The 25,436-nt window shown below is 68.4% G+C and carries 24 protein-coding genes; 10 read left to right on the forward strand and 14 right to left on the reverse strand.

Annotation, left to right across the window (positions count from 1 at the left end; genetic code table 11):
• The first annotated feature begins 243 nt into the window (after positions 1-243).
• A complete protein-coding gene (locus tag FVQ89_RS10010) occupies positions 244-1,350 on the forward strand; it encodes a hypothetical protein (protein ID WP_147901812.1) in 1,107 nt (368 codons plus the stop codon).
• Between the two features lie 80 nt (positions 1,351-1,430).
• Here the strand turns inward: FVQ89_RS10010 and FVQ89_RS10015 are convergent, their stop codons facing one another.
• Both FVQ89_RS10015 and FVQ89_RS10020 read right to left on the reverse strand, forming a co-directional pair.
• Positions 1,431-1,814 carry an ImmA/IrrE family metallo-endopeptidase gene (locus tag FVQ89_RS10015; protein WP_147901813.1) on the reverse strand — a complete coding sequence of 128 codons (384 nt, stop codon included), beginning with the start codon at positions 1,812-1,814 and terminating at the stop codon, positions 1,431-1,433.
• Between the two features lie 14 nt (positions 1,815-1,828).
• Positions 1,829-2,185 carry a helix-turn-helix domain-containing protein gene (locus FVQ89_RS10020; protein ID WP_147901814.1) on the reverse strand — a complete coding sequence of 119 codons (357 nt, stop codon included), beginning with the start codon at positions 2,183-2,185 and terminating at the stop codon, positions 1,829-1,831.
• A gap of 83 nt (positions 2,186-2,268) precedes the next feature.
• Here FVQ89_RS10020 and FVQ89_RS10025 point away from each other — a divergent pair, with 83 nt between their 5' ends.
• A complete protein-coding gene (locus FVQ89_RS10025; protein ID WP_147901815.1) occupies positions 2,269-2,511 on the forward strand; it encodes a helix-turn-helix domain-containing protein in 243 nt (80 codons plus the stop codon).
• Between the two features lie 9 nt (positions 2,512-2,520).
• Here the strand turns inward: FVQ89_RS10025 and FVQ89_RS10030 are convergent, their stop codons facing one another.
• From FVQ89_RS10030 to FVQ89_RS10040, 3 genes are all read right to left on the reverse strand, one after another.
• Positions 2,521-3,252, reverse strand: a complete 732-nt coding sequence (locus tag FVQ89_RS10030; protein WP_147901816.1) for an anti-sigma factor domain-containing protein — start codon at positions 3,250-3,252, stop codon at positions 2,521-2,523.
• A complete protein-coding gene (gene sigK, locus FVQ89_RS10035) occupies positions 3,249-3,851 on the reverse strand; it encodes an ECF RNA polymerase sigma factor SigK (protein ID WP_147902417.1) in 603 nt (200 codons plus the stop codon). Before sigK ends, FVQ89_RS10030 begins: the two co-directional genes overlap by 4 nt.
• Positions 3,852-4,006: 155 nt before the next feature.
• A complete protein-coding gene (locus FVQ89_RS10040) occupies positions 4,007-5,767 on the reverse strand; it encodes a cytochrome c biogenesis protein CcdA (protein WP_255513548.1) in 1,761 nt (586 codons plus the stop codon).
• Positions 5,768-5,861: 94 nt separating this feature from the next.
• On the opposite strand from FVQ89_RS10040, the gene FVQ89_RS10045 reads away from it, so the two are divergent.
• The gene (locus FVQ89_RS10045) at positions 5,862-6,512 is read left to right on the forward strand and encodes a fasciclin domain-containing protein (RefSeq protein WP_147901817.1); all 651 of its coding nucleotides are present in this window, start codon (positions 5,862-5,864) and stop codon (positions 6,510-6,512) included.
• 63 nt (positions 6,513-6,575) lie between these two features.
• Here FVQ89_RS10045 and FVQ89_RS10050 read toward each other — a convergent pair whose 3' ends face one another.
• A complete protein-coding gene (locus tag FVQ89_RS10050; protein WP_147901818.1) occupies positions 6,576-8,000 on the reverse strand; it encodes a M15 family metallopeptidase in 1,425 nt (474 codons plus the stop codon).
• A 72-nt stretch (positions 8,001-8,072) separates the two neighbouring features.
• On the reverse strand, positions 8,073-8,576 hold the full coding sequence (locus tag FVQ89_RS10055) for a MarR family winged helix-turn-helix transcriptional regulator (RefSeq protein ID WP_147901819.1): 504 nt from the start codon (positions 8,574-8,576) through the stop codon (positions 8,073-8,075).
• An 80-nt stretch (positions 8,577-8,656) separates the two neighbouring features.
• Here FVQ89_RS10055 and FVQ89_RS10060 point away from each other — a divergent pair, with 80 nt between their 5' ends.
• The 5 genes from FVQ89_RS10060 (at position 8,657) to FVQ89_RS10080 (ending at position 13,669) form a co-directional block, all read left to right on the forward strand.
• Positions 8,657-9,280, forward strand: a complete 624-nt coding sequence (locus FVQ89_RS10060; protein WP_147901820.1) for an NADPH-dependent F420 reductase — start codon at positions 8,657-8,659, stop codon at positions 9,278-9,280.
• A 98-nt stretch (positions 9,281-9,378) separates the two neighbouring features.
• Entirely contained in the window at positions 9,379-10,041 is a 663-nt protein-coding gene (locus FVQ89_RS10065; RefSeq protein WP_255513549.1) for a GntR family transcriptional regulator, read from the forward strand.
• Positions 10,038-11,552 carry an MmgE/PrpD family protein gene (locus FVQ89_RS10070; RefSeq protein ID WP_147901822.1) on the forward strand — a complete coding sequence of 505 codons (1,515 nt, stop codon included), beginning with the start codon at positions 10,038-10,040 and terminating at the stop codon, positions 11,550-11,552. Before FVQ89_RS10065 ends, FVQ89_RS10070 begins: the two co-directional genes overlap by 4 nt.
• Positions 11,552-12,460 carry a methylisocitrate lyase gene (prpB, locus tag FVQ89_RS10075; RefSeq protein ID WP_147901823.1) on the forward strand — a complete coding sequence of 303 codons (909 nt, stop codon included), beginning with the start codon at positions 11,552-11,554 and terminating at the stop codon, positions 12,458-12,460. The genes FVQ89_RS10070 and prpB overlap by 1 nt, the downstream gene beginning before the upstream one ends.
• Before the next feature lie 93 nt (positions 12,461-12,553).
• The gene (locus FVQ89_RS10080) at positions 12,554-13,669 is read left to right on the forward strand and encodes a bifunctional 2-methylcitrate synthase/citrate synthase (protein WP_147901824.1); all 1,116 of its coding nucleotides are present in this window, start codon (positions 12,554-12,556) and stop codon (positions 13,667-13,669) included.
• 64 nt (positions 13,670-13,733) lie between these two features.
• On the opposite strand, the gene FVQ89_RS10085 is transcribed toward FVQ89_RS10080, so the two are convergent.
• From FVQ89_RS10085 to aroA, 6 genes are all read right to left on the reverse strand, one after another.
• Positions 13,734-15,053, reverse strand: a complete 1,320-nt coding sequence (locus FVQ89_RS10085) for a sugar ABC transporter permease (RefSeq protein ID WP_147901825.1) — start codon at positions 15,051-15,053, stop codon at positions 13,734-13,736.
• Positions 15,050-15,802, reverse strand: coding sequence for an ATP-binding cassette domain-containing protein (locus tag FVQ89_RS10090; protein WP_147901826.1), 753 nt, complete (start codon positions 15,800-15,802; stop codon positions 15,050-15,052). The genes FVQ89_RS10085 and FVQ89_RS10090 overlap by 4 nt, the downstream gene beginning before the upstream one ends.
• 108 nt (positions 15,803-15,910) lie before the next feature.
• Positions 15,911-16,975 (reverse strand): sugar ABC transporter substrate-binding protein, encoded by a 1,065-nt coding sequence (locus FVQ89_RS10095; protein WP_147901827.1) that lies wholly within the window; start codon positions 16,973-16,975, stop codon positions 15,911-15,913.
• Positions 16,976-17,193: 218 nt separating this feature from the next.
• Entirely contained in the window at positions 17,194-17,991 is a 798-nt protein-coding gene (locus FVQ89_RS10100; protein WP_255513550.1) for an inositol monophosphatase family protein, read from the reverse strand.
• 9 nt (positions 17,992-18,000) lie between these two features.
• On the reverse strand, positions 18,001-19,041 hold the full coding sequence (rsgA, locus tag FVQ89_RS10105; RefSeq protein WP_147901828.1) for a ribosome small subunit-dependent GTPase A: 1,041 nt from the start codon (positions 19,039-19,041) through the stop codon (positions 18,001-18,003).
• On the reverse strand, positions 19,038-20,480 hold the full coding sequence (aroA, locus tag FVQ89_RS10110) for a 3-phosphoshikimate 1-carboxyvinyltransferase (protein WP_147901829.1): 1,443 nt from the start codon (positions 20,478-20,480) through the stop codon (positions 19,038-19,040). Before aroA ends, rsgA begins: the two co-directional genes overlap by 4 nt.
• Before the next feature lie 118 nt (positions 20,481-20,598).
• Between aroA and FVQ89_RS10115 the strand changes: the two genes are divergently transcribed.
• Positions 20,599-21,216: a sigma-70 family RNA polymerase sigma factor gene (locus tag FVQ89_RS10115; RefSeq protein WP_147901830.1), complete on the forward strand. Its 618-nt coding sequence runs from the start codon at positions 20,599-20,601 to the stop codon at positions 21,214-21,216.
• On the forward strand, positions 21,213-21,440 hold the full coding sequence (locus FVQ89_RS10120; protein ID WP_147901831.1) for a zf-HC2 domain-containing protein: 228 nt from the start codon (positions 21,213-21,215) through the stop codon (positions 21,438-21,440). Before FVQ89_RS10115 ends, FVQ89_RS10120 begins: the two co-directional genes overlap by 4 nt.
• 59 nt (positions 21,441-21,499) lie before the next feature.
• Here the strand turns inward: FVQ89_RS10120 and FVQ89_RS10125 are convergent, their stop codons facing one another.
• Positions 21,500-25,354 carry a multifunctional oxoglutarate decarboxylase/oxoglutarate dehydrogenase thiamine pyrophosphate-binding subunit/dihydrolipoyllysine-residue succinyltransferase subunit gene (locus tag FVQ89_RS10125; protein WP_147901832.1) on the reverse strand — a complete coding sequence of 1,285 codons (3,855 nt, stop codon included), beginning with the start codon at positions 25,352-25,354 and terminating at the stop codon, positions 21,500-21,502.
• Between the last annotated feature and the right edge of the window lie 82 nt (positions 25,355-25,436).

Raw genomic sequence — 25,436 nt, forward strand, 5'->3', positions numbered from 1 at the left:
CTGCGAGGCTCGGTCCGGGAACCGCTCGGAGTGCATTGCGCTCGCGCGTGTCCCCCGATTGCTCGGGCGGGGTGCAAATGGTCGGGGATGTCAACCGTGGAACGACTGCTCTGTCTGTGGTCCATCCGGGTGAGCCCGAGGGACTGATACCAAGGAATGGGACGTCGACTCATCCGAGTCAGAGCGCCCACCACTCTCACTCGCCGGGCATGAGCCCGAATTCTCTGAAGGAGAACTCCACGCATGAAGCGCGCCCTGAAAGTCGGCATTGCCGCCGCCACTGCCGGGATCCTCACGATGGCGGTTGCTGCCCCGGCTCAGGCGGACCCGTGGGACGGTGACGACATCGACTACGGACTCGGAATCTGGGGTTTCTACGACGGTCGCATCGAGGACGTCTATCTGAAGACGAGCGGCGAGCCCGAGTACACCGACATCTGGGATGGAATGGGACAGGTCTTCATCGCAGCGGCCGACGCGGGGATCGACGATGAGCTGGTCGACTGCCCGTCTGACGAGGCCACCGACGTCTCGATCGACGATGTCACGGGCGACTTTCTCTTGACCTGCACCTCGGAGGCGGGAGTGTTTGAGGACGCGGGCCTGACGGTGAAGCTCGAGGTGCGCATCTATGCAGACAGCGACCTCGTGCGTGTGTCGACCACGATCGAGAACACGACTGCCGAGCCCGTCGACATCGACGGCGTGGGTTTCTACACCGACTTCGGCACCTCGGGATCGCTGTGGGGTTATCAGGGTCAAGATGACGCGGTCCTTCCCGTTCCTGCGGACGAGACCGAAGAGTCGGGTGAGGCACTCGCGGCGGCCGGCGCGCGGTGGGCAGTTCACTACAACGACTATGACGCGCCTGGCGGGCTTGCATGGGGGAGCGCGGGCGCGTCGGCCCCGGCGTCGCTCGACTATCTGGACGGTGACGAGTACCTCGCCGTGGTCAGCGGATTCACGGTGCCGGCGGGCGCGTCGCGCACCGTCGCATACTTCGCTCTCTGGAACCCGCAGCTGCTGATCGACCTCGGCTACACGAACGACCCAAGCGAGGTGCAGGAGACAGCCGCTGACGCCCTCGTCCCGTCGATGTCGGAGTTCGACACCTTCTCGGGTCGCCTGGCGACGGGCCTCAGCAACGTCGTGAACTGGAGCGTCGTCGCGGACGAGGAAGAGGAAGAGGAGCCTGCGGCCGCGCCGGCCGCAGAGTCGGAGGACCCGGAGCTCGCCGACACGGGTGTGGACGATGTCGCGCTCGGCCTCGGAGCTGCCGCTCTGCTCGCGCTTCTCGGTTCCGCCGCGATCGTCGTGAGCCGCACGCGTCAGCGTCGCGCGACGCGCTGATCGTCTGGCGGGCTTCCGCCATCATCGAGAGCGGCTGGGTGCGTACGCGCCCAGCCGCTCTCGCATATGTGCGGTGACGCTCACGCGCTGCGGAGCATCGACTCCGGCCCGAGGCACAGGGTGCGGTAGGACTCGATGATCTTGACCGTCACGCGGAGCTCGTCGGCGATCGCCTCGGCCTCCGAGTAGAGGCGCTCGGCTTGCGCGTATTCCTCGGGGTCGATGAGGAGGCGGGCGGCGTAGCGGTTGGCCAGGCGCTCGTTGCGCGGGGTGCTCTCGCGATGGCCGTAGTGGTGATGACCCAGCTCGTGGGCGATGACCGATCGACGCTCGTGCGGGGTGAGTCGCAGGTCGAACCAGATGCGCTCCGCGCCCGGCTCGTAGCATCCGAGCATGTCGCCGGGCAGGTGGCAGGCGTGGACCGTGACACCGCGTTCAGAGGCGAGTCGGAGTAGCTCGAGCATCGTCCCTCCTCGCCTCAGCTGTCGGTCTTGCGTTCCCCGTGTTCGGCGGCCAGTCCGAGATCGGATGCGGGGCCGTCGGGGGTGACTTCATAGTGGGCGCCGCGTCCGACATCGGAGCCGGATTGTGCGGCGAAGCGCTCCTCGGCCCGCTGCACGATCACGTGCGGGGGCACGTCGACGGCGCTGGCGATCCGGTAGAGCGTCGTGATGCTCAGTGCACGCTCTCCCTTCACCCAGCGGTCGAGGGTCTCTCGGTTGATACCTGTGGCGCGCGCGACGCCCGCGACCGTCGTGTTCGCCGCCGCGATCTCGGCACGGACCTGCGCAGCCACCGTCTGGGCGAACCGCTCTGCATCGGAGGGGATGACCATGTGGGCAACGATATGCGCATCGCGGCTACACAACAAAGCCGGATCGATATCCCTGTCGGGGCGCGGCCAGGTAGTGTATCTGCATGGCTACATACTCCAGCTGGATATCGCAGGCGATTGCTCAACTGGTGATCGCGTTGCTCGGGGAGACGGGTCTCACCCGTCGCGCGCTCGCGACATCGAGCGGGATCACGTACTCCACGCTGCTGCGCAAGCTCGATGGGCAGGGCGAGTTCTCGGTGCAGGAGCTCTATCTGATCGCGAAGGTGTTCGGCATCCCGCCGTCCGAGTTGCTGCCGCGTGCGTTCCAGCGGGTCGCAGCCTGAGCATCCGGCTCAGGTGCTGCTGAGCACCAGGATCGGCTCGCTCGTCGGCGCGCTCGAGCCGCCCGCAGGCTCGACGGTGATCCCGAGGCTCGCGCCCGCAGGCATCCGTCCGTCGACGAGAACCGTCTCGTCGCCCCCGGCGAGCAGACCTGCCGGCATCGCCCCGGCGTCATCGATGTACCAGAGCTGATACGTCTCGTCGTCGGTCAGGGTGGGCATGTCGTCCACGATCACCGCGGACCGCGCGAGCGAGGGCGACCATACCCAGCTCACCGTCCCACCATCGGGCATCGCGGTGTCGATGTGTTCGGCATCCGGGGCGTCCAGCACCTCATCGAGGGCGGAGATGACCGGCGCGGGCCGGTTCAGCAGCGTGACTGCCGTCGCGGTGCCGCCCACGATCAGGCCGAGCGCGGCGGCCACGGCCACGAGTCCCGTCACGGGTCGCCGCATCCAGTCGCGGATCGACGTCACCCGCCCACCCGAGGGCTCGGGGGTGGGCGGGCGACGTACGAGGTCGGCGTCGACCGCCGCGAGCACCGAGGCTCGCAACGACGCCGGAGGCTGTTCCGGCTGCACCGCGAGACCGAGGATCGCCGCGGTCTCGGCGAACTCCGCCGTCTCGGCGGCGAGTTCCGGATCGGTGGCTCGACGGCGCTCGAACTCGGCGCGTTCGACGTCGCTCAGCGCGTCGAGGGCGTACGCCGCGGCCTGCGCGGTGAGGTCGTCGCGTTCGGTCATGACGTCACCCCCAGGTCATCGCGCAGGCGGATCATCGCGTCGCGCAGTCGGGTCTTCACGGTGCCGAGTGGAATCCGCAGGATCTCGGCCATTTCGCTGTGAGTGTAGCCGCCGTAGTACGCGAGGATCAGGGCCTCCCGCTGCAGTTCGGTGAGCCGCGACATGGCGCGCTTCACGCGTTCATGCTCCAGGCGAACCTCGACGGTCTCGGCGACGTGATCGTAGGGGGCGTCGAGATCACGAACCCCGATCCGCTCGTCCCGGTCTCGACTCGACTGGGCGGACCGCACGCGGTCGACGGCGCGTCGGTGAGCAATGGTGAGCATCCACGACACGGCGGCACCGCGCGCGGTGCGGAACGACGAGGCCTGCTGCCAGATCTCGAGGAAGACCTCCTGGGTGACCTCCTCCGACTGCGCCCCGTCGCGCAGGAGCCGCTTCACGAGGCCGAAAACCCGAGACGCCATCCGGTCGTAGAGCTCGGCGAAGGCGTCGCGATCCCGGTGGGCGACGCGCGCGAGGAGCACCTCCAGCGTTTCCCCGCGCGCGTCGTGACCCGAATCGGCGTCGTCGTCGGCCGCGCTCACGTGGCCCAGCATGACATCCGGTCTCCCCCTCGGATCCGTGCGACCCGCACGATGGAGCGGAAAGGCGATGACGGAGCTCATGCGCTTCTCCTCCTGTCGTCGGGTCGTGGTCGGTTGTGTCGACGGTAATTCGGAGCCGTCGGTCGATCGGATGGGACCGATTCCGTTCACCCGAAAGTGAAGGAGTACACGGTCACACCCCGGGGCACGGTCAGCTCGATCTCGCCCACCGTGGGACCGTCGACGGCGAGGATCTGCGACGAGTCCGGAGCGCCCGCCACCTCGATGCTCCCCGCATCCGATCCGTCGACTCTGACTCGGATCGTGCCGGTGCCTCCGGCCACCACCCGTACCTCCTGTGTCGCCGTGAACGCGAGCCGGATGGACGCGTCGCGGCCCGAGGGGGTGGCGCCCTGGAAGTCGAGTGTCCAGGCGCCGTCGAGCGCGAAGGTGTCGCGCGCAAGGTCATCCGGGAAGCGGTAGCTCGACGTTCCCGAGCGGTACTCCTCGGCTCCGCCGAAGTTCACCTCTTTGCCGAGCCCCAGGTAGCTCTCCGGTGTCGTCGCGCCAACTTCGGGGGTGTCGTCGGCTACATCGGTAGCCTCCGGAAGCTGAACGTCCGGATCGGCATCGGTCAGCAGCTCGCGGATGAGCTTCTCGGTCGTCGCGTATCCGCCCTCGCCGAACTTCACATGCCGCACGACACCCTCGGCGTCGATCAGGTAGTGCGCGGGCCAATAGCGGTTGCGGTAGTTCGTCCAGGTGGAGAGCGAGTTGTCGAGTCCGACCGGATACTCGATCCCGAACTTCGCTGCACCCTGGGCGACGTTGCGGGTCCCCTTCTCGAAGGCGTACTCGGGGGAGTGGATGCCGACGACCTGAAGCCCCAGGTCGCGATAGGCCTCATCCCACGCGACCACGTGCGGCAGCGACCGCTGGCAGTTGATGCAGGAGTAGGCCCAGAAATCCACGAGCACGACCTGACCCCGCAGCTCGGCGAGGTCGATGCCGGAGCCTCCCGGGGTGTTGAGCCAGGTGTCGATGCCGCGGATATCGGGGGCTGTCCCGCAACTCTCGAGCTCGGTCGCGCCGTTCGAGCACTTGTCGAGGTCCTTGTTCTGCTCGTTGACGAGTCCGCCGAGGTCGAGGGCGTCGCGCACCTGGTCGGATTCGGCGAGCTGCTCCTGCAGGGTGCTCGTGTAATCGGGCACGAGCCGCTGCAACGCCGCGGGCACGTCGAAGACGAGGCCGACGGCGAGAGCCAGCATTGCGACTCCTCCCGCGATGCGGATGCCCCGCTGCCGCCGGCGGAACGACTTGACCCGCTCGGCCACCGCGCGCCCGGCGAGAGCGAACACGAGCAGCGGGGCCGCGGCGCCGAGCGCGAACGACACGGTGAGCACCACGGTGTCGATCCCTACGCGACCTGTCGCTCCCGCGACCGTGATCGCCGCGAGGACCGGTCCCGCGCACGGCACATACACGGCGCCCAATGCGAACCCGAGGACGAAGCCGTTGCGCTCGACGCCGACCGCCTTCTGCGGGATCCGCGAGAACGGCTTCTCGAGCAGATGCTGCACGCCCGGCACGATGAGGCCCACGCCGATCACCGCGAGCACGATGATCCCGGCCCAGCGCAGCACATCCTGGGGCAGTCCGAGGAGCGAGAGCAGCACCGAGCCCAGCAGGGTCACGAGGGTGAAGCTCAACACGAGACCGGCGATCACGAGGAATGGGCGCCAGCGGCTGGGTGAGGCGCTGCCGCCGTCTCCGCGCGCACTCTGCGCGCCGCCCGAGAGGAAGATCACGGGCAGCACCGGGAGGATGCACGGCGAGATTCCGGTGACGAGACCGCCGAGCAGTCCGATGAGAACGAGCGAGATGTCCATGCCGGGTGTTCGGAGACGACGCCCGCTGGGATCGGTCATCGACCGAGATCAGATCCGTACCCATCCGATCCCGGGGGTGTTCCGAACCCCTCGTGAGCGTCGCCGCCAGGCGGCCCACTGCGAAAGGGACATCATGCGAAACACACGTCACACACTCGCGGCCGTTGCGCTCCTCGCGACCGCCGGTCTCGCCCTCACGGGTTGTATGGCCAGCACCGACGACACCGATGCCGACACCGCCGCTCCTGAGGAGACCACTCCGTCGATGCAGACGGAAGCGGCCTACGACGACCTCGTCGGCCCCGGATGCGAGGCCTACGCCGAGCAGGTTCCGGACGGCGCCGGCTCGATCGTCGGGATGTCGCAGGACCCGGTCGCGGTTGCCGCGTCGAACAACCCGCTGCTCACCACGCTCGTCGCCGCGGTCTCCGGAGGTCTCAACCCTGAGGTCGACCTCGTCGACACTCTGAACGGCGGCGAGTTCACGGTGTTCGCGCCGGTCGACGACGCGTTCGCGAAGCTCGACGCCGAGACGGTGGACGCGCTCTCCCAGCCGGAGAACGCCGACATGCTCATCTCGATCCTCACGTACCACGTGGTGCCCGGGCAGATCCTGCCGGCCGACATCGTGGGAACCCAGACGACCGTGCAGGGGGGCACGGTCGAGGTGACCGGTACGCCCGACATGCTGATGGTCGGTGACGCCAACGTGATCTGCGGTGGCGTTCACACGGCCAACGCAACGGTCTACCTCATCGACTCGGTGCTCGTCCCAGCGAGCTGACCGAGAACGACCGACGGCCCCGGCGCTCCACCGGGGCCGTCGGCTTGCCCGCAGGCCACGCGCTCAGTCGTAGTCGGGTGCGGCGGGCAGCCCGAAGTACTCCTCCAGGGTCTTCGTCCCGCTCGCGTGCATCTCGGCGGCGACGGTCGTGCCCACATAGCGGAAGTGCCACGGCTCGTAGCGATACCCCACGATGGGCTGCCACCCGTTGCCGTAGCGCAGCACGAATCCGTACTTCCAGGAGTTCTCGGCGAGCCACCGGCCGCCGGGCCGATCTGCGAAGCAGACGTTGAGGTTGCAGCCGGTGCCGTCGTCGAAGTCCGCCGCGAGACCCAGTTGGTGTTCCGAGTGGCCCGGGCGCGCCGAATGCTCGTCGGCTCCCGCAACTCCCTCTCGCGCGACGAACCCGTTGTAGATCGTCGCCTGGCGGCTGTAGCTGCGGTATCCGCTCGACATCCGCAGCGAGATGCCTTCCTTCGCCATGGCGGCGGCCATCTTCTCGGCGGCCGTCGCGGCCTCGGCGCGCAGGGGCAGCGCCCCTCCGATGCCGACCGGTCGCCGGAGGCCCGGGGGCACGTAGTTCGCCGAGAGGCTGCGTTGCTTGTTCACGACGGCGGTGAGCGAGGCGGGGTCCGGGATCCGGTATCCGCCGCCGCCCTCGCCGTCGGTCGTGATGTTGCCGCCGCCCGTCGAGGTCGCGCGGGCGGCATCGGATGACGTCACGACGGCGTCGACGCTGCGGCGGTAGGCGGCGAGCAGTGAGGCCAGCTCGTCCGGCGCCGCGACGCGAAGGGCGTCGACCGCGGATGTCAGCTGGGCGAGATCGTCGTCGTCTGCATCCGAGCGATCGTCGAGCACCTCGTCGCCCCGATCCGCCGTCGCCTGGGCGTACGAGGACGACGCGAGGGTGAGGTCCGCGAAAGCGTCGCGCAGAAAGGTCGTGGCGGCGACAACGAGAGCCGTACGTTCGCCGAGCGCTGTGGTGCGGGCGGTGACGCGGTCGCGCTGAGCGTCCAGTTGCTCGACGGTCGCCGCATCGGCGTCGATCGGTTTCACCGCCGCGGCGACCGGGGGAGAGACCACGGAGTCGCCGGAGGTCGCGGCGGCGGTGTCGATCGCGTCGCGGAGCGCCGCGCGATCCTCGTCGTCGATCCCGGCTCCGCTCACGTCGAGTGCCGCACGGAGTTGCGTGATCAGAGCGACGAGTTCCTGCGATGCCGCTTGGGCGTCGTTCTCGATCCGTCGGTCGGCGTCCGCGGCCATCTTCTGGATGCGCTGGGCCGCATCGAGCCGCTCTGCTGCGGCGTCATGCGCGAGTTGAGCGCTGACGAGCACCCCTGTCAGTGTGCCGCCCACCAGCAGCACGACGAGCAGCGAGGCGACGACGGCGATGAGCCGACTGCGGCGGCGTCGCGTCGTCGTCGGCGCGTGCGCCGTATCGGGCTCGGCCGCATCCGCGGTCTCGACCACGTCGTCGGGTGCGGTCATGGCGACGAGCCTAGGGTGCGACGACGCTGCGAGGGGAGAACCGCGTGGTCTACCGATGGACCTCTCCGCGGGTCAGTCCGTGCTCTGCTCGGTGAACATGGATGCGTACCGCTCGTCCGGATCGAGGGCGCGGTTGATGCTGGATGCGATCGTGGCGAGCTGATCGAGCTGCTCGCGGCTCAGGCTGTCGATGACCACACGCCGGACGAGCGCGATATGGCCAGGTATCGCGCGGACGAGCTCGCGCCTTCCGATGGTCGTGAGTCGCACGTTGGTGGCACGGCGGTCCTCCATGCACGGGAGGCGCTCGACGATCCCGCGCCTCTCGAGGCGGGTGATCACGTGCGAGAGCCGGGGGAGTGTCGCCGCGACACCCGCTGCGAGCTCCGTCATTCGGACGGTCTGGTCGGGCGAGAACCGCAGGAACGACAGCACTCCGAACTCGAAATGCGTCATGTCGGAGTCTCTCTGGAGCTGAGAGTCGAGCGCGCTCGGCAGCAGTTCGAGCAGCGTGATGAGCGAGAGCCAGGCGGCCGATTCCTCGGCGTCCAGTCGTGGAACCAATCGGGCGGTCATGCAGGCATCCTATCGGAATGGTTGTCATAACAACTTTAATGACCTATGGTTGTTGATACAACCAACTGGAAGGATCTGTCGTGACCTCGATCAGCATCATCGGAATCGGCAAAATGGGTGGCGCCATCGCCGGCATCGCGTCGGCCAGCGGAGCGGACGTGCAGGTGGTCGCGCGCGATGTCGCCAAGGCGGAGCAGCTCGCGGCCGGGTCCGGAGCCGCTGTCGCGGCGCTCGGTGAGCCGTTGACGGGCGAGATCGTCGTGCTCGCGGTTCCCTTCGCGGCACTCGATGAGGTCCTCGAGAGCTACGGTGACCAGCTCGCGGGCAAGGTCGTCGTCGACATCACCAACCCGGTCGACTTCTCGACCTTCGATGGGCTCGTCGTCCCGTCGGACTCGTCCGCAGCGGCGGTCATCGCGGAGAGGGTGCCTGCGGCTCGCGTCGTGAAGGCCTTCAACACCACTTTCGCGGCCGCGCTCGCGACCGGATCGATGGGTCAGGCGCCGACGACCGTCCTGGTCGCGGGTGACGACCAGGCGGCGAAAGACGCGGTGATCGGATTCGTGCGCGCCGGGGGCCTCTCCGCGGAGGACACCGGCTCGCTGAAGCGCGCGCGTGAGCTCGAAGGAATCGGATTCCTGCAGATGACGCTCGCCGTCACCGAGAAGATCGGATGGAGCGGCGGGCTCGCGCTCTCCAAGTAGCTTCCCTCGTCCCCCCAAGGGCCCCGGTGTATACATCGGGGCCCTTTCTTCGGCCTAGGCTGGCGGAATTGTTGCTCAGTGTATACATTGAAGGAGTGGTGGCCACAAATCCCCGCGCGAGTGATCGTGCCTATGCGACGCTCCGGGAGGAGATCCTCCACGGCAGCCTCGCGCCGGGCGCGGTGCTCGCGGAGGTCGAGCAGTCGTCGCGTCTGGGAATCTCACGCACGCCGCTGCGGGAGGCCCTCGCACGTCTCGCGGCGGACGGGCTCGTCGAGCAGCTGAGTGGTCGCGGGCTCGTGGTCGCATCCGTTTCGCCGGATGCCATTCGCGCCCTGTTCGAACTGCGTGAAGCACTCGAGACCACGGCCGTCGCCCTCGCCGCTGCGCGTGGAGACCGAGAGCTGTTCGCTCGTCTCGTCGACGAGTTCGCCGACGCCGAGTCGCTCGTCGCCGAGCATCGAATCGACGACTACTACGCGCTCGTGGCGCGCTTCGACGATGCGATCGACGAGAGTATCGACAACCCGTACCTCGTGACCGCACTCCGGGGGGTGCGCACCCATCTGCAGCGCCTCCGCCGTCTCGCACAGGACGACCCGGCGCGCCTCGTGCGCGCAGCTGCGGAACACCGTCTGATCGCGGAGGCGATCCGCGACCGTGACGCCGACCTCGCGCGCCACGCCACGCACGTTCACCTGCGGGCGAGCCTGCGCCGCATCTCGACCGACCCCCACCTGCACCAGAAGGGCACCGAATGAAGCTCCACAGCGTCCGTACCTATCGCAGCGATGAGCAGCTGCCGCGCGAAGACGAGCTTGCCTGGAAGATCGCCCAGGTCGCCGCCGACCCGGTGGCTGTCGATTCCGAGGTCGCCGAGATGATCGTCAACCGCGTCATCGACAATGCGGCTGTCGCAGCCGCCTCCCTGACGCGCGCCCCGGTCGTAGCCGCCCGCGGGCAGGCGGAGTCCCGCCCCCAGTCCGACCCGCGCCCGGGTCGTGCCGGGTCGCGCGTCTTCGGCATCGACGGCGACTATTTGCCCGAGTGGGCGGCATGGGCGAACGGGGTCGCGGTTCGCGAGCTCGACTATCACGACACGTTCCTCGCCGCCGAGTACTCGCACCCCGGCGACAACATCCCCCCGATCCTCGCGGTGGCGCAGCACACCGGAGCGGACGGCGCCGCGCTCGTGCGGGGCATCGCCACGGGGTACGAGATCCAGATGGATCTCGTCCGCGCCATCAGCCTCCACCGGCACAAGATCGACCATGTGGCCCATCTCGGCCCCTCTGCGGCGGCCGGCATCGGCACCCTGCTGGGCCTCGCGCCCGAGGTGATCTACCAGGCGATCGGGCAGGCGCTCCACACGACGACCGCGACGCGGCAGTCGCGCAAGGGACAGATCTCGACGTGGAAGGCGCACGCACCCGCATTCGCCGGAAAGATGGCCGTCGAAGCGATCGATCGCGCGATGCGCGGTCAGACCTCGCCCGCTCCCATCTGGGAGGGCGAGGACGGCGTCATCGCGTGGCTGCTCGACGGCCCCGACGCGCGCTACGAGGTGCCGCTTCCCGAGCCCGGCGAGTCGAAGCGGGCGATTCTCGACAGCTACACGAAGGAGCATTCGGCGGAATACCAGGCGCAGGCGTGGATCGACCTCGCCCGCCGCCTGGGGCAGCAGCATCCCGAGTTGCGTGATCCGGCCGCAGTCCGCTCGATCGTGCTGCACACGAGCCACCACACGCACTTCGTGATCGGATCCGGATCGGGCGATCCCCAGAAGTACGATCCGACGGCCAGCCGCGAGACGCTCGATCACTCGATCCCGTACATCTTCACCGTCGCCCTCCAGGACGGCGCGTGGGATCACGTCGGTTCCTACGCCCCGGAGCGTGCGGCCCGCCCCGACACGGTCGCGCTCTGGCGTCTCGTCACGACCGCGGAGGACCCGGAGTGGACCCGCCGCTACCACTCGATCGACCCCGACGAGAAGGCGTTCGGCGGTCGGGTCGAGATCGAGCTGGCCGACGGCTCACGGATCGTCGACGAGATCGCCGTCGCCGATGCGCACCCCCTCGGTGCCCGCCCGTTCGCACGCGCCGAATACGTGCACAAGTTCCGGACCCTCGCCGATGGGATCCTCGAGGCGGAGGAGATCGAGCGCTTCCTCGCGCTCGCCACCCGCCTGCCCGAGCTGCGGGCCGACGAGGTCGCCGAACTCACCGTCACCGCCGCTGGAATCCCGGCCGCCCCGGAAGGACTCTTCTGATGCTTCACTCCCGCCTCACCTCCCAGAGCAAGCGTCGCGCGCTGCGTGACCGGCTCGCGTCGGGCGAGCTCGTCCGCATGCCGGGCGCGTTCAACCCGCTGTCTGCGAAGCTCATCGAAGAGAAGGGCTTCGAGGGCGTCTACATCTCGGGTGCCGTGCTCTCGGCCGATCTGGGCCTGCCCGACATCGGACTCACCACCCTCACCGAGGTCGCGCAGCGCTCGAGTCAGATCGCGCGCGTCACCGATCTTCCGGCCCTCGTCGATGCGGACACCGGGTTCGGCGAGCCGATGAACGTCGCGCGCACCGTCCAGGTGCTCGAGGACGCGGGAGTCGCAGGACTCCACCTCGAAGACCAGGTGAACCCGAAGAGGTGCGGGCATCTCGACGGTAAGGCCGTCGTCGACGAGGCGACGGCGCTGAAGCGGATCCGGGCGGCGGTCGACGCGCGCCGGGACCCCGACTTCCTCGTCATGGCGCGCACCGACATCCGCGGGATCGACGGGATGAGCGCAGCGGTGGACCGCGCGAAGGCGCTCGTGGACGCGGGCGCGGACGCCATCTTCCCGGAGGCGATGGCGAGCCTGGAGGAGTTCGCGGCCATTCGCGCAGCTGTCGACGTGCCGGTGCTCGCCAACATGACCGAGTTCGGCAAGTCGGAGCTGTTCAGCACTCAGCAGCTGGCCGACGTGGGCGTGAACATCGTGATCTTCCCCGTGTCGTTGCTGCGGCTCGCCATGGGGGCCGCCGAGCGGGGTCTCGACACGCTCGTCGAGGAGGGGAGTCTCACCTCGCGCGTGCCCGAAATGCAGACACGTGCGAGGCTGTACGAGCTGGTCGACTACGCCGGGTACTCGGACTTCGACGCCGGCGTCTACACCTTCGATCTCCGCAACAACCGATCCTGACGACCCCGCGAGATGTCCGTTTTGGCACATCTCGCGCGCGAGATGTGCCAAAACGGACATCTCGCGGGAACCGGGAGCATTGAGAGGACCCATATGAGCGACATCAAGAAGGGGCTCGCGGGCGTCGTCGTCGACGAGACCGCGATCTCGAAGGTCAACCCCGAGACCAACTCCCTGCTCTACCGGGGCTACCCCGTCCAGGAGCTCGCCGCGAACTGCACGTTCGAGGAGGTCGCCTACCTGCTGTGGAACGGCGAACTGCCCACGCCCGTCCAGCTCGAGGAGTTCCAGGCGTTCGAGCGCGCGCACCGCGAGCTGTCGCACGTGGCGAAGCACGCGATCGACCTCCTGCCGCTCGACGCGCATCCGATGGACGTCGTCCGCACCGCCGTCTCGGCGTATGGTGCGGCCGATCCGACCGTCGGCGACCCGGCGGCCGAGACCCAGCTCGACCAGGCGATGCGCCTCTTCGCGCAGCTGCCGGCGATCGTCGCGTACACCCAGCGCCGTCTCCGCGACGAGGAGATCGTGGAGCCCCGCGACGACCTCGGATACTCCGCGAACTTCCTCCACATGACGTTCGGTGAGGTCCCCGATCTCGTGGTCGTGAGCGCCTTCGACGTGTCGATGATCCTGTACGCCGAGCACTCCTTCAACGCCTCGACGTTCACCGCCCGCGTGGTGACCTCGACGCTGTCGGACCTCTACTCGGCGGTGACGGCGGCGATCGGAACCCTGAAGGGTCCGCTCCACGGCGGCGCGAACGAGGCGGTCATGCACATGTTCGACGAGATCATCTTCGCCGACCGTGCCGAGGAGTGGCTCGACACCGCTCTCGCCGAGAAGCGCAAGATCATGGGCTTCGGGCATCGGGTCTACAAGAACGGCGACTCGCGCGTGCCGACCATGAAAGCGGCCCTCGACACGTTGCTCGCCGAGTACGACCGTCCCGATCTCGGCGAGCTGTACGAGAAGCTCGAAGCCGCGATGGACGCTCGCAAGGGCATCAAGCCGAACCTCGACTACCCGTCCGGCCCGGCCTATCACCTCATCGGATTCGACACCGAGCTCTTCACGCCGCTTTTCGTCGCGAGCCGCGTCACCGGATGGACTGCGCACATCCGGGAGCAGGCCGCGTCGAACGCGCTGATCCGCCCGCTCTCGGAGTACGTGGGTCCCGACGAGCGTCACGTGAATCCGCCCGCCTGACCTTCCTCGAACCACGACTGGCCGCCCGGATCCTTCCGAGCGGCCAGTCGTGTGAGGTGCCCGATCAGGTTCGGAACAGCGAGCCTCCGGCCCGCACCCGCGACACGGCGTCGACGGTAGCCGCGAGGACGAGCACTCCACCGGTCACGATGTAGTTCACGCCCGCCGGAAGATTCAGCAGGCCGAGCCCGTTCGCGATGACCGCGATGACGAGTGCGCCGATCGCGGCGTGCATGAGCCGGCCGCGTCCGCCGAAGAGGCTCACGCCTCCGACGACCGCCGCCGCCACACCGCTCAGCACGATGTCGACACCGAAACCGGCGTTGACCGAGCCGACCTTGCTGGCGCTGAACACACCCGAGACGACCGCGAGCACGGAGCACACGATGAACGCCGCCCACCGGATGGTGATGACCTTCACGCCCGAGCGGCGGGCCGCCTCGGCGTTGCCGCCGATCGCGTAGATGTATCGCCCGAACTTTGTCCGGTCGAGCACGAATGTGCCGACCCAGAGGATCAACAGCACGATCGGAACGACGATCGGCACGCCCTCGATCACCTTGATGCTCGACGAGCGGTTGACGCTCAGCACACCGACGACGAACCCGCCGACGGCGGCGATCACGCCGAGCTTCAGCCACACGAGCGCGATCGTGCGGTTCGGTACGCCGGCGCGGGTGCGCAGCGTGCGATCCCACATCGACATCCCGAACGAGACGAGGAGGATGACCGCGAGCATGACCCATCCGCCCCAGACCGGCAGGTTCGAGTTCTGGATCGCGAGGATCTCGGGGATCTGGATGCGGAACACGCCACCCGCGCCGAGCAGGATGAGCGTCACGCCCTGCAGCCCGATGAAGAGCCCCAGCGTGACCACGAACGATGGAATGCCGACGCGCGCCACGAAGAACCCGATGAAGGTACCGATCAGGAGGCCGGTCAGCAGCGCGATGATGAGCGCGGGGATCCAGTTCATGTTCACGCCGTCGGGTTTCGTCAGCACGACGAACGCCGAGAGCGCGACACCCGAGGTGACACCGGCCGACAGATCGATCTCGCCGAGCAGGATCACGAAGACCAGCGCCATGGCGAGCATCACGAGCGAAGCCGCCTGGGTCAGCAGGTTCGCGAAGTTCCGCTCGGTGAGGAAGTACTGCTGGCCGAGGAGGACCTCGCTGAGCAGGGTGAACAGGAGCACGAGCACGACCAGTCCGCCGATGGCGGGGAGTGCGCCCATCTCGCCGGACCGCACCCGCTGCACGTATGCGCGAGCCTGATCGAGCACACCTCCCTCTTGCCCGCTGCCGATGAACCCGCCCTCGGCGGGCAGGCTCGTCGTGTCCGTCGACGGGGGAGTGCTCGGGGCCTGTGGTGTGGTGCTCATGCGCTCGCTCCGTCGTAGGTCTTGCTGCCGGTGATGTAGCCGACGACGTCATCGCTCGTCGTGTCGGCGGTGGCGATCGAGGCGACCATCGTGCCGAGGTAGAGCACGTTGATGTAGTCGGCCACCTTGAAGACGTCCTGCAGGTTGTGGCTGATGATGATGACCGCGACGCCCTGGTCGGCGAGGCGCCGCACGAGGTTGAGCACCTGCTCGGTCTGGGCGACGCCGAGGGCGGCCGTCGGCTCGTCGAGGATGACGAGCTTGGCCTTCTTGAGCACCGATCGGGCGATGGCCACGGTCTGCCGTTGTCCGCCGGAGAGGGAGGACACCTTCTGGCGCACCGACTTCACGGTGCGCACCGACAGCGATCGGAGGGTCTCGCTCGCCTCGCGCTCCATCCGCCCTTCGTCGAAGATGACGCCGGCGCTCTCCTCACGGCCGAGGAACATGTTCTGAACGATGTCGAGGTTGTCGCAGAGCGCGAGGTCTTGGTACACGACCTCGATGCCGAGGTGTGAAGCCTCTCGCGGGGTGTGGAGGTGCACCTCCCGGCCTTCGAATCGCACCGTGCCCCCGTCATAGGGCTGCACCCCCGCGAGACCCTTGATGAGAGTCGACTTGCCTGCTCCGTTGTCGCCGACGAGGGCGGTGACCTTCCCGGAGTACGCCTTGAGGTTCACCCCCTTCAGCACGTTGACGGGTCCGAAGCTCTTCAGGATGCCGCTGAGTTCGATGAGGGGCTCGTCCATCGAGTCCACCCCTTTCTGGGGCGTCGTCGCCCCGTCGTGTCTTGGTCCAGCCCAAAGGGGCCCCGCGTCGTGGAGAGTTCCCGACGCGAGGCCCCTCGTCGCCAAGGGTCAGCTGACGCCGTACTCCTCGCACTTGGCTGCGACGTCGCCGGTGCAGATCTCCGACGCGCTCGCGTTGCCGTCGTCGATGACCGTCTGGACGTCCTCCGGTCCCACGAGGACCGGGGTGACCGCGATGTACGGCGTGCCGTCGTCGAGCGTCTTGTCGACGGAGGGCGTCTCGCCGTTCAGCAGCTGGATGGCGAGGTCGGATGCCGCCTCGGCCTCGAGCTGGAAGGGCTTGTACACCGTGGCGGTCTGCTTGCCGAGGAGCACGTTCTGCAGACCCGCGACCGAGGCGTCCTGACCCGAGACCGGAACGGTGAGGCCGTTCTTGTCGAGGATCGAGATGACTCCGGCTGCGTTGGCGTCGTTCGCCGACCAGACCGCGTCGACCTTGCCGCCGAGCGAGGTGAGTGCCTGCTCGAAGTTGGTCGCCGACTTCTCGGTGTCCCAGACACCGGTGGGCTCGGCGGCCGGCTTGATGCCTGCGGCCTCCATGACCGAGACGGCGCCGTCGTGGAACATCGCGGCGTTGCCGTCGGACGGGTCGCCGCCCATGTAGACGACAACAGCGCTCGCCGGGTCCTTGCCGGCGGCCTCGAGGCCATCGACGACCGACTGGCCCTCGAGCTCGCCGACCTTGAAGTTGTCGAACGAGACGTAGTAGTCGGCGCCCGAGATCGGACGGTCGTAGGCGATCACGGGGATGCCTTCGGCCTTCGCCTTCTCGGTGACGGCGGTGCCGGCGCCCTGGTAGTCGACGACGAGCATCACGCCGCAGCCCTTGGAGAGCTGCTGGTCGGCGATGGTCGCCATCTTGTCGGTGCTGCCTTGTGCGTTCTGGATGTCGGCCTCGAAGCCAGCGTCGGTGAACGCCTTCTCAAGAGCCGGGCGGTCGCCGTTCTCCCAGCGGTCGGACGACTCGGTGTCGGGCAGGATGACGCAGGCGCGTGTGGAGGCCGTGCCGCCGTCTCCACCGTCCCCTCCGTCACTGGGGCTGGAACATCCGGTCAGGACCAGTGCCGAAGCACCGGCGAGTGCAGCGATCGAAATCAACGATGACTTCTTCACGTCGCTCCCTTTCTCATCGTTGAGGGGGGACTTCCTCGGAGTACCGCGCGTTCATCGGTGAACGACGGCAGTGCGATTGTGCACTGCATTCAAGTCTTGAAGGAACCACCCCGCGCCGAAAGTCGGTAACTATTCGGTAACGACGAGTGTATTCGCCGGAGGCGATGGGAGAGAAGCGCCTGCAGGGCGCAGTGAGTTCACTTCACGACGTGAACGTTTTAGCTGGCGAGACGCGAGAGAACAGCGTCGTGCACGACGCCGTTCGTGGCGATGATCCCGCTCGCGAAGACCGTCTCCTCGCCGTCCACGGAGGTGAGGCGTCCGCCCGCCTCGCGCAGCACGGGCGCGAGAGCTGCGACGTCCCACGGCTTCAGGTCGAACTCGCCCGCGATGTCGATGGCGCCCTCCGCCACGAGCATGTACGACCACAGATCGCCGAACGCACGTGTGCGCCCGACCTCGCGAGACAGGCCCACCAGCCGGTCGAGATAGCCGTACTGATCCCAGGTCTGCAGATTGTTGTAGCTGAGTGTGGCGTCCTCGAGGCGATCGACGCCGCTGACCCGGATGCGCCGCGGCTCCTCGCCGTCCTCCTGGACCCACGCGCCGAGTCCGGTCGCGCCCCACCAGCGCCGCTTGAGCGCGGGAGCGCTCACGACGCCCACCACAGGGACGTCGTCCACCGCGAGCGAGAGGAGCGTGCCCCAGATCGGAACTCCCCGCGCGAAGTTGCTGGTGCCGTCGATCGGATCCACGATCCAGCGCCTCGCACCCTGGCCCTCCGAGCCGAACTCCTCTCCGAGGATCGCATCGTGAGGTCGCGCCTCGGCGAGATGATGGCGGATCATGCGCTCGACCCGCGTGTCGGCGTCCGTGACGATCGAGGTGTCGGGCTTCAACTGGATGCCGAGGTCCTGCGATCGGTAGCGATCCATGGCGATGAGGTCCGCCTCGGCCGCGAGAGTCAGGGCGACGGCGAGGTCGTCGGCGATACCGGGCTCCGAAGGTGCGCTCACCCGCCGAGCCTACCGGGAGGCGTCCGGACCGAGCGAGGCCAGCAGGCGCTGCAGGGAGTCGACCCGGGCGGCGTCGAGCTCCCCGCGCTCGACCGCCTCAGCGAGGGCGCAGTCGGGTGCATCCGGCAGGTGCGTGCAACCGCGCGGGCAATCCTCCGCGACCGCGGCGAGGTCCGGAAATCCGCGCAGGATGTTCGCCGGATCCACGTGCCCGAGGCCGAAGGACCGCACCCCCGGGGTGTCGATGATCCAGCCGCCCGTCGGCACGCGCAGCGAGACGGTGGACGACGAGGTGTGCCGACCACGCCCGGTCACGGCGTTCACCACACCGGTCGCACGGTCGGTGCCCGGCACGAGCGCGTTGACGAGCGTCGACTTGCCCACCCCGGAGTGACCGACCGCGACGGTCGTGCGGCCGTCGAGGAGCGGCGCGAGCTCGTCGAGGGGCCAGCGCCCTTGCGCGCTGCGGATCACCGGGATATCGAGCGCGGTGAAGTTCGCGAGGAATGGCCCGGGGTCGGCGAGATCCGTCTTCGTGATCACCATGAGCGGCTGGATACCCGCGTCGTAGGCGGCGACGAGGTACCGGTCGACGAGGCGCGGTCGTGGCTCGGGGTTGGCGGCTGCGACCACGATCATCAACTGATCGGCGTTGGCGACGATCACGCGCTCGACGGCGTCCGTGTCGTCGGCGCTCCGGCGCAGCAGCGTCGTCCGCGGACGGATTCGGACGATGCGGGCGAGCGTGCCGACCTCTCCGGATGCGTCGCCGACGAGATCCACGCGGTCACCCGTGACGATCGCCTGATCGCGGAGCTCGCGGGCCCGCGTCGCGAGAACGGTTCGCTCGTCCGGCGAATCCGCCTCGACCAGCACGGTGTACCGGCCCCGATCGACCGAGAGCACGCGCGCCTCGACGGCGTCGACGTGGCTCGGGCGGATCTTCGAGCGGGGGCGGTTGCCCTTGGGGTTCGGGCGCACTCGCACATCCGACTCGTCCCAGGCGTCGAAGCCCTCCGGATCGTCGTCGTCGTCGCTGAGCCAGCTCACAGAGGCAACTGCTCCCACCGGGTCGCGTGCGCGCCGCGTCCCAGCATCGCGTTCCAGAGCTCCGGGAACTCGGGCAGGGTCTTCGCGGTCGTCCCGATGTCGTCGACCGTCACGCCCGGCACGATGAGACCCGCCAGCGCCCCGGCGGTCGCTATGCGGTGATCGGCATACGCCTCCCACGCTCCGCCGTGGAGGGGCGCGGGGCGGACCTCGAGGCCGTCCTCGAGCTCATCCGCGTCGCCGCCGAGCCGTCGGATCTCGGCGACGAGCGCCGCGAGCCGGTCGGTCTCGTGTCCGCGCAGGTGGCCGATCCCAGTCAAGCGGCTGGGACCGTCCGCAAAGGCGAGCAGGATCGCGAAGGTCGGTGCGAGCTCGCCGCCGATCGTGAGGTCGAGGTCGGCGGCCCGCACAACGCCACCTCCGCGGACTCCGGCGCCGCCATCCACCGTGACGGCGTCGCCCGTCCTCGTCACCGTCGCGCCGAGCCGCGGCAGGATGCGCAGGAATTCGTCGCCCACCTGGGTGGTCTGCTCGGGCCAACCGTCGATCGTCACCGTCCCGCCCGCGAGGAGCGCGGCGGCGAGGAACGGGCCGGCGTTCGAGAGGTCGGGCTCGATGTCGACGTCGCGCGCACGGATGGGCTGAGGTGCGACGTGCCAGACGCCCTCCTCGGGCTCGTCGACCTGGACGCCGTGGGCGGCGAGGCATGCGATCGTCATCCGGATGTGCGGCATGCTCGGCAGGCGTTCGCCCGTGTGGCGAAGGGTCAGCCCGTCGCGGAACCGCGGGGCGGCGAGCAGCAACCCGGAGACGAACTGGCTCGAGGCGGATGCGTCGATCGCCAGGTCGCCGCCGATGACTTCTCCCGTGCCGTGGACGGTGAAGGGCATCGTGCCGCGCCCGTCATCGTTCACCTCGACACCGATCCCGCGGAGCGCGTCGATCGTGGTGCGCATGGGGCGCTTCCGCGCGTAGGGATCGCCGTCGACGTTCGTGGGGCCGAGCGCGAGCGCCGCGACGATCGGCAGGAACCGCATCACGGTGCCCGCGAGCCCTCCATCGATCGTGCCCCCGAGCAGTTCGCCCGGTGTCACTCGCAGGTCCGGCCCGAAGTCGCCGTCGCCGGGCACCTCGGCGATGTCGATGCCCAGCGCGCGGAGACCGTCGACCATGAGCGAGGTGTCGCGTGAGTGGAGAGGCCGCCGGATCGTGGACGGACCGTCGGCGAGCGCGGCGAGGACCAGCTCGCGGTTGGTGAGGCTCTTCGATCCCGGGAGGGTGAGGCGGGCCGCGAGCGGTGCCTCGGCGGTGGGCGCCGACCACGGCCCCGACTCGCTCGGAGGCGCCAGAATGTCGCCCGTCACCGGATCCGTCTCCTCCGGCCGGGCACCGAGGCCCAGGATCAGTTCGTCCCGACCGGAATACCGCAACACGCCCATCGGTTATTCAGGGTAGTGCCCGCGAGAGAGGGATGGAGCGCCCGTGCTGCTGTTGGAAGCACCTCCCGCGTCGAGCGCCCCACGTGAGGTCGCCCGACGCGACATAGACTCGACCCCGATGGCCGACACCGACCGACCCGCACCGACCCCCGACGAGCTTCGGGGAGCCTTCTCCGAACAGGCGATCCCGTTCATGGATCAGCTGTACGCGGCTGCCATGCGGATGACCCGCAACCCCTCGGATGCCGGGGATCTCGTACAAGAGACGTACGCGAAAGCGTTCGCCGCGTTCGCGTCGTTCGAGCAGGGCACCAACCTCAAGGCGTGGCTGTACCGCATCCTCACGAACACCTACATCAACAGCTACCGCAAGAATCAGCGCAGCCCCTACCAGGGCACCCTCGACGACCTCGAGGACTGGCAGCTCGGGTCCGCCGAGTCCCTCACCCAGGGGCGCTCCGCGCGATCCGCGGAGGCGGAGGCGATCGATCACCTCCCTGACAGCGATGTCAAGGAGGCCCTGCAGTCGATCCCCGAGGACTTCCGTCTCGCCGTGTACCTCGCCGACGTGGAGGGGTTCTCCTATCAGGAGATCGCGGACATCATGAAGACCCCCGTCGGCACCGTGATGAGCCGACTCCACCGCGGGCGTCGACTGCTGCGCGAGCGGCTCGCCGACTACGCCCGCGAGCGCGGCTATGTTGCCGCGGACCCGACACCCCGGAGCACGACATGACCGATTGTGGCTGCGACAAAGCCAAGGCCGAGCTCGAAGAGTTCCTGCATCGGGAGCTCTCCGATAAGGACCTGGAGGACATCCAGGACCACCTGGACGCATGCGAGGACTGCTCCACCGAGCACCTCGTGGGGTTGACGCTCACCCAGAAGGTGCAGCGCGCCTGCCAGGAGAAGGCCCCCGACGAGCTTCGCGCGCAGATCCTCGCGAGCCTCGACAGCTGATTCCCGACGCCTGATCGGCGGACTCCGAGGGCGATGAGGCCCCGGGAGTCCGCCGTCGGCTAGATGTTGAGCGCGTCGGCGATCAGAGTCGACTGCTCCCCCGAGCTGCGCTTCGACGACCCGGTCGCGGGCGACGCGGATGCCGCACGCGAGGAGACGAGCAGCTCTCGGTCACCGAGCAGCGGCGCGAACTCGAACGACAGGAACGGCCAGGCGCCCTGGTTCGCCGGCTCCTCCTGGACCCACATGAGCGAGGCCTCCGGGTAGCGCTCGGCGATGGCGAGCAGCTGCTCGCTCGGGAGCGGGTAGAACTGCTCGAGTCGCACGAGTGCGAAGGCACCCGAGTCGCCGCGCTTCTCGACCTCAGCCAGCAGGTCGTAGTGGATCTTCCCGGAGTGCAGCAGCACGCGCTTCACGGTGCTCGGATCCTGGATGCGTGCATCGTCGATGACAGGCTCGAACTTGCCGTTTGTGAAGTCGGCGACATCGCTCGTCGCTCCACGCAGGCGCAGCATCGACTTCGGGGTGAAGACGATGAGCGGTCGCCGCGGGCGCGCGTAGGCCTGTCGGCGCAGCAGGTGGAAGTACGACGCGGGAGTCGACGGCCGGGCGATCGTCATGTTGTTCTCGGCCGCGAGCTGCAGGTAGCGCTCGATGCGGGCCGACGAGTGGTCGGGACCCTGCCCCTCGTAGCCGTGGGGGAGCAGCATGACCACACTCGAGCGCTGGCCCCACTTCTGCTCTGCGCTCGAGATGAACTCGTCGATGACGGTCTGGGCTCCGTTGGCGAAGTCGCCGAACTGGGCCTCCCACAACACGAGGGCATCGGGTCGCTCGACCGAGTAGCCGTACTCGAACGCGAGTGCGGCGTACTCCGAGAGCAGCGAGTCGTAGATCGCGAGCCGCGCCTGCGACTCGGAGAGGTTCCCGAGGGGCAGCCACTCCTGGCCGTTCTCACGGTCGTGGAAGACGGCGTGACGCGAGACGAACGTGCCGCGCCGCGCATCCTGGCCGACGAGCCGCACGGGGGTTCCCTCGAGCAGCAGCGAGCCGAGAGCGATCAATTCGCCGAAGCCCCAGTCGACCGATCCGTTGCGGCTCATGTCGTGCCGCTTCTTGAGCAGCTGCTGGAGCTTGGTGTGCACGGTGAAGCCAGCTGGCGGGTTGGCGTGCGCGTCGCCGACGAGCTCGACCACCGAGAGGTCGACGGCCGTCGACGCCGGTTCCCCGACGGCGCTGTCGTCGGCCTGCTGGGATCCTGGACGCTCGAGGTCGGCGACCGGCTTGCGGTCCTGCGCGACGACGGGGAGCGATCCGGTCTGCGCGGCGTGCGTCTCGGCGAACGCGCGCTCCAGGCGGTCCTGGAAGTCGCGCTGCGACTGCTCGAACTCCTCCTGCGTGATGTCACCGCGACCGACGAGTGCCTCGGTGTAGAGAGTTCGGACGCTGCGCTTCGCCTCGATGAGGTTCGTCATGAGCGGCTGGGTCATCGACGGGTCGTCGCCCTCGTTGTGCCCGCGGCGGCGGTAGCAGACGAGGTCGATGATGACGTCGCGCTTGAACTCCTGGCGATACGCGAAGGCGTGCTCCGCGACGCGCACCACGGCCTCCGGGTCGTCGCCGTTCACGTGGAAGATCGGCGCCTGGATCGTCTTGGCGACATCGGTCGAGTAGACCGAGCTGCGTGCATCGTGCGGCGTCGTGGTGAAGCCGACCTGGTTGTTGATGACGACATGGATCGTGCCACCGGTGCGATACGCCCGCAGCTGCGACATCTGTAGCGTCTCGACGACGACTCCCTGCCCGGCCATCGAGGCGTCCCCGTGCACCAGGATCGGGAGTGTGGCGAACTGCCCGCCGCCGGAGCGGTCCTGCTTCGCGCGCACGATGCCTTCGAGGACTCCGTTCACCGCCTCGAGGTGCGAGGGGTTCGCGGCGAGGTAGACCGGCACCTCCTTACCCGACATCGAGGTGTAGCTGCCCTCGGTGCCGAGGTGGTACTTCACGTCTCCGGATCCCTGGACGGTGCGCGGGTCCTGCGTGCCCTCGAACTCGCGGAAGATCTGACCGTAGGTCTTCCCCGCGATGTTCGCGAGCACGTTGAGGCGCCCGCGGTGCGCCATCCCGATCGCGACCTCGTCGAGACCTGCCTCGGCCGCGCCCTGCAGGATCTCGTCGAGGAGCGGAATCGTCGACTCGCCGCCCTCGAGGCTGAAGCGCTTCTGTCCGACGTACTTGGTCTGGAGGAAGGTCTCGAACGCCTCCGCCTCGTTGAGCTTGCCGAGGATGCGCAACTGCTCGTCGTGGGTGGGCTTCACGTACGGCTTCTCGAGGCGATCCTGGAACCACGCGCGCTGCGCCGGATCCTGGATGTGCATGTACTCGAGCCCCACCGTGCGGCAGTAGGAGTCGCGCAGCACGCCGAGGATCTCGCGCAGCAGAGCACTGCGCTTGCCCCCGAACCCACCCGTCACGAATTCGCGATCGAGGTCCCAGAAGGTGAGGCCGTGGCTCGCGATGTCGAGGTCGGGGTGCGAGCGCTGGCGGTATTCGAGCGGGTCGACATCGGCCATGAGGTGGCCGCGCACCCGGAAGGAGTTGATGAGCTCCTGTACGCGCGAGGTCTTAGAGATGCGCTCGGAGAGATCGACGTTGATGTCCTCGGCCCAGTGGATCGGGTCGTAGGGGATCCGCAGCGCGGCGAAGATCTCCTCGTAGAAGTGCCGCTCCCCGATGAGCAGTTCGTGCACCTTCTTGAGGAACTCGCCCGAGCCCGCGCCCTGGATCACACGGTGGTCGTACGTGCTCGTCAGCGTGATGGTCTTGCCGATGCCGAGCTCCACGAGCGTCTTCGGCGAGGCGCCCTGGAAGGCTGCCGGGTACTCCAGCGCTCCGGCTCCGACGATGCAGCCCTGGCCGCGCATCAGGCGGGGCACGGAGTGCTCGGTGCCGATGCCGCCCGGGTTGGTGAGCGAGATCGTCACGCCCTGGAAGTCGGCGGCGGTGAGCTTGTTGCCGCGTGCGCGCGCGACGACGTCCTCATACGCGGCGAGGAACTCGGCGAAGTTCATCGTGTCGGCGCGCTTGATGCCCGGAACGAGCAGCGAGCGCGTGCCGTCCGGCTTCGGAAGGTCGATCGCGATGCCGAGCGTCACGTGCGCGGGGGAGACGACGGCGGGCTTGCCGTCCTCTTCGCGATAGAAGACGTTCTGGCTCGGGAAGTCCTTGAGCGTCTGCACCATCGCCCACGCGATGAGGTGCGTGAACGAGACCTTGCCGCCGCGAGCGCGGCGCAGGTGGTTGTTGATGACGATGCGGTTGTCGATCATGAGCTTCGCGGGCACGGTGCGCACGCTCGTCGCGGTCGGGACCGTGACGCTCTGATCCATGTTGGTCGAGAGGGTCTTCGCCATTCCCTTGAGCACCGTCACCGACTCCTGCGGCTCGGCGGATGCGACGGGAGTGGACGCCGTCGTCGGGGCCTGGGCGGGGATCGGCTGCGGCTTGGCGGGTGCGGAGGTGGTGCGCGCGATCGGTGTGGTCGGGGGAGCGGGCTCCGTGGCGGTCGGCGCCGGCTGCTGGGGCGCGGGCTGGGAGGCGGCGGGCTGCTCCTGTGCGGCGGGCGGCTGCGGTGCCGCGGGCTGCTCCTGTGCGGCGGGCTCGGCGGCCTGCTCTGTCGGCTCAGCCGCGGCGGGCTCTGCGGCCGACTCGGAATCCGCGACCACGGGGATCGCGGAGGTCGGAGTCGGGTCGTCTACCGGCCGGTAGGACTCGAGAATCGGCCACCAGCTCCTGTCGACCGAATCCTTGTCGACGAGGTACCGCTCGTACATCTCGTCGACGAGCCATTCATTGGCTCCGAACTCGCCCGAGGCACTATCCTCGGGCGTCACACCCGCGACGGGGTTGGACACTGCCGACCGCCCACTCTCACTACTCGTCGATGCCCGGGATCCGGCTGATCCCCACTGGCCACACCGGGTCCAAGCCTAGTCC

Origin of the sequence: Homoserinibacter sp. GY 40078 (assembly GCF_008017545.1) — a bacterium.
Classification (GTDB): Bacteria; Actinomycetota; Actinomycetes; order Actinomycetales; family Microbacteriaceae; genus Homoserinibacter.

Bases quoted from the DNA above. Each gene is read 5' to 3' on its own strand.
- FVQ89_RS10010 (WP_147901812.1), top strand. From the start codon at position 244: ATGAAGCGCGCCCTGAAAGTCGGCATTGCCGCCGCCACTGCCGGGATC.
- FVQ89_RS10015 (WP_147901813.1), bottom strand. From the start codon at position 1,814: ATGCTCGAGCTACTCCGACTCGCCTCTGAACGCGGTGTCACGGTCCAC.
- FVQ89_RS10020 (WP_147901814.1), bottom strand. From the start codon at position 2,185: ATGGTCATCCCCTCCGATGCAGAGCGGTTCGCCCAGACGGTGGCTGCG.
- FVQ89_RS10025 (WP_147901815.1), top strand. From the start codon at position 2,269: ATGGCTACATACTCCAGCTGGATATCGCAGGCGATTGCTCAACTGGTG.
- FVQ89_RS10030 (WP_147901816.1), bottom strand. From the start codon at position 3,252: ATGACCGAACGCGACGACCTCACCGCGCAGGCCGCGGCGTACGCCCTC.
- sigK (WP_147902417.1), bottom strand. From the start codon at position 3,851: ATGCTGGGCCACGTGAGCGCGGCCGACGACGACGCCGATTCGGGTCAC.
- FVQ89_RS10040 (WP_255513548.1), bottom strand. From the start codon at position 5,767: ATGACCGATCCCAGCGGGCGTCGTCTCCGAACACCCGGCATGGACATC.
- FVQ89_RS10045 (WP_147901817.1), top strand. From the start codon at position 5,862: ATGCGAAACACACGTCACACACTCGCGGCCGTTGCGCTCCTCGCGACC.
- FVQ89_RS10050 (WP_147901818.1), bottom strand. From the start codon at position 8,000: ATGACCGCACCCGACGACGTGGTCGAGACCGCGGATGCGGCCGAGCCC.
- FVQ89_RS10055 (WP_147901819.1), bottom strand. From the start codon at position 8,576: ATGACCGCCCGATTGGTTCCACGACTGGACGCCGAGGAATCGGCCGCC.
- FVQ89_RS10070 (WP_147901822.1), top strand. From the start codon at position 10,038: ATGAAGCTCCACAGCGTCCGTACCTATCGCAGCGATGAGCAGCTGCCG.
- prpB (WP_147901823.1), top strand. From the start codon at position 11,552: ATGCTTCACTCCCGCCTCACCTCCCAGAGCAAGCGTCGCGCGCTGCGT.
- FVQ89_RS10080 (WP_147901824.1), top strand. From the start codon at position 12,554: ATGAGCGACATCAAGAAGGGGCTCGCGGGCGTCGTCGTCGACGAGACC.
- FVQ89_RS10085 (WP_147901825.1), bottom strand. From the start codon at position 15,053: ATGAGCACCACACCACAGGCCCCGAGCACTCCCCCGTCGACGGACACG.
- FVQ89_RS10090 (WP_147901826.1), bottom strand. From the start codon at position 15,802: ATGGACGAGCCCCTCATCGAACTCAGCGGCATCCTGAAGAGCTTCGGA.
- aroA (WP_147901829.1), bottom strand. From the start codon at position 20,480: ATGGGCGTGTTGCGGTATTCCGGTCGGGACGAACTGATCCTGGGCCTC.
- FVQ89_RS10115 (WP_147901830.1), top strand. From the start codon at position 20,599: ATGGCCGACACCGACCGACCCGCACCGACCCCCGACGAGCTTCGGGGA.
- FVQ89_RS10120 (WP_147901831.1), top strand. From the start codon at position 21,213: ATGACCGATTGTGGCTGCGACAAAGCCAAGGCCGAGCTCGAAGAGTTC.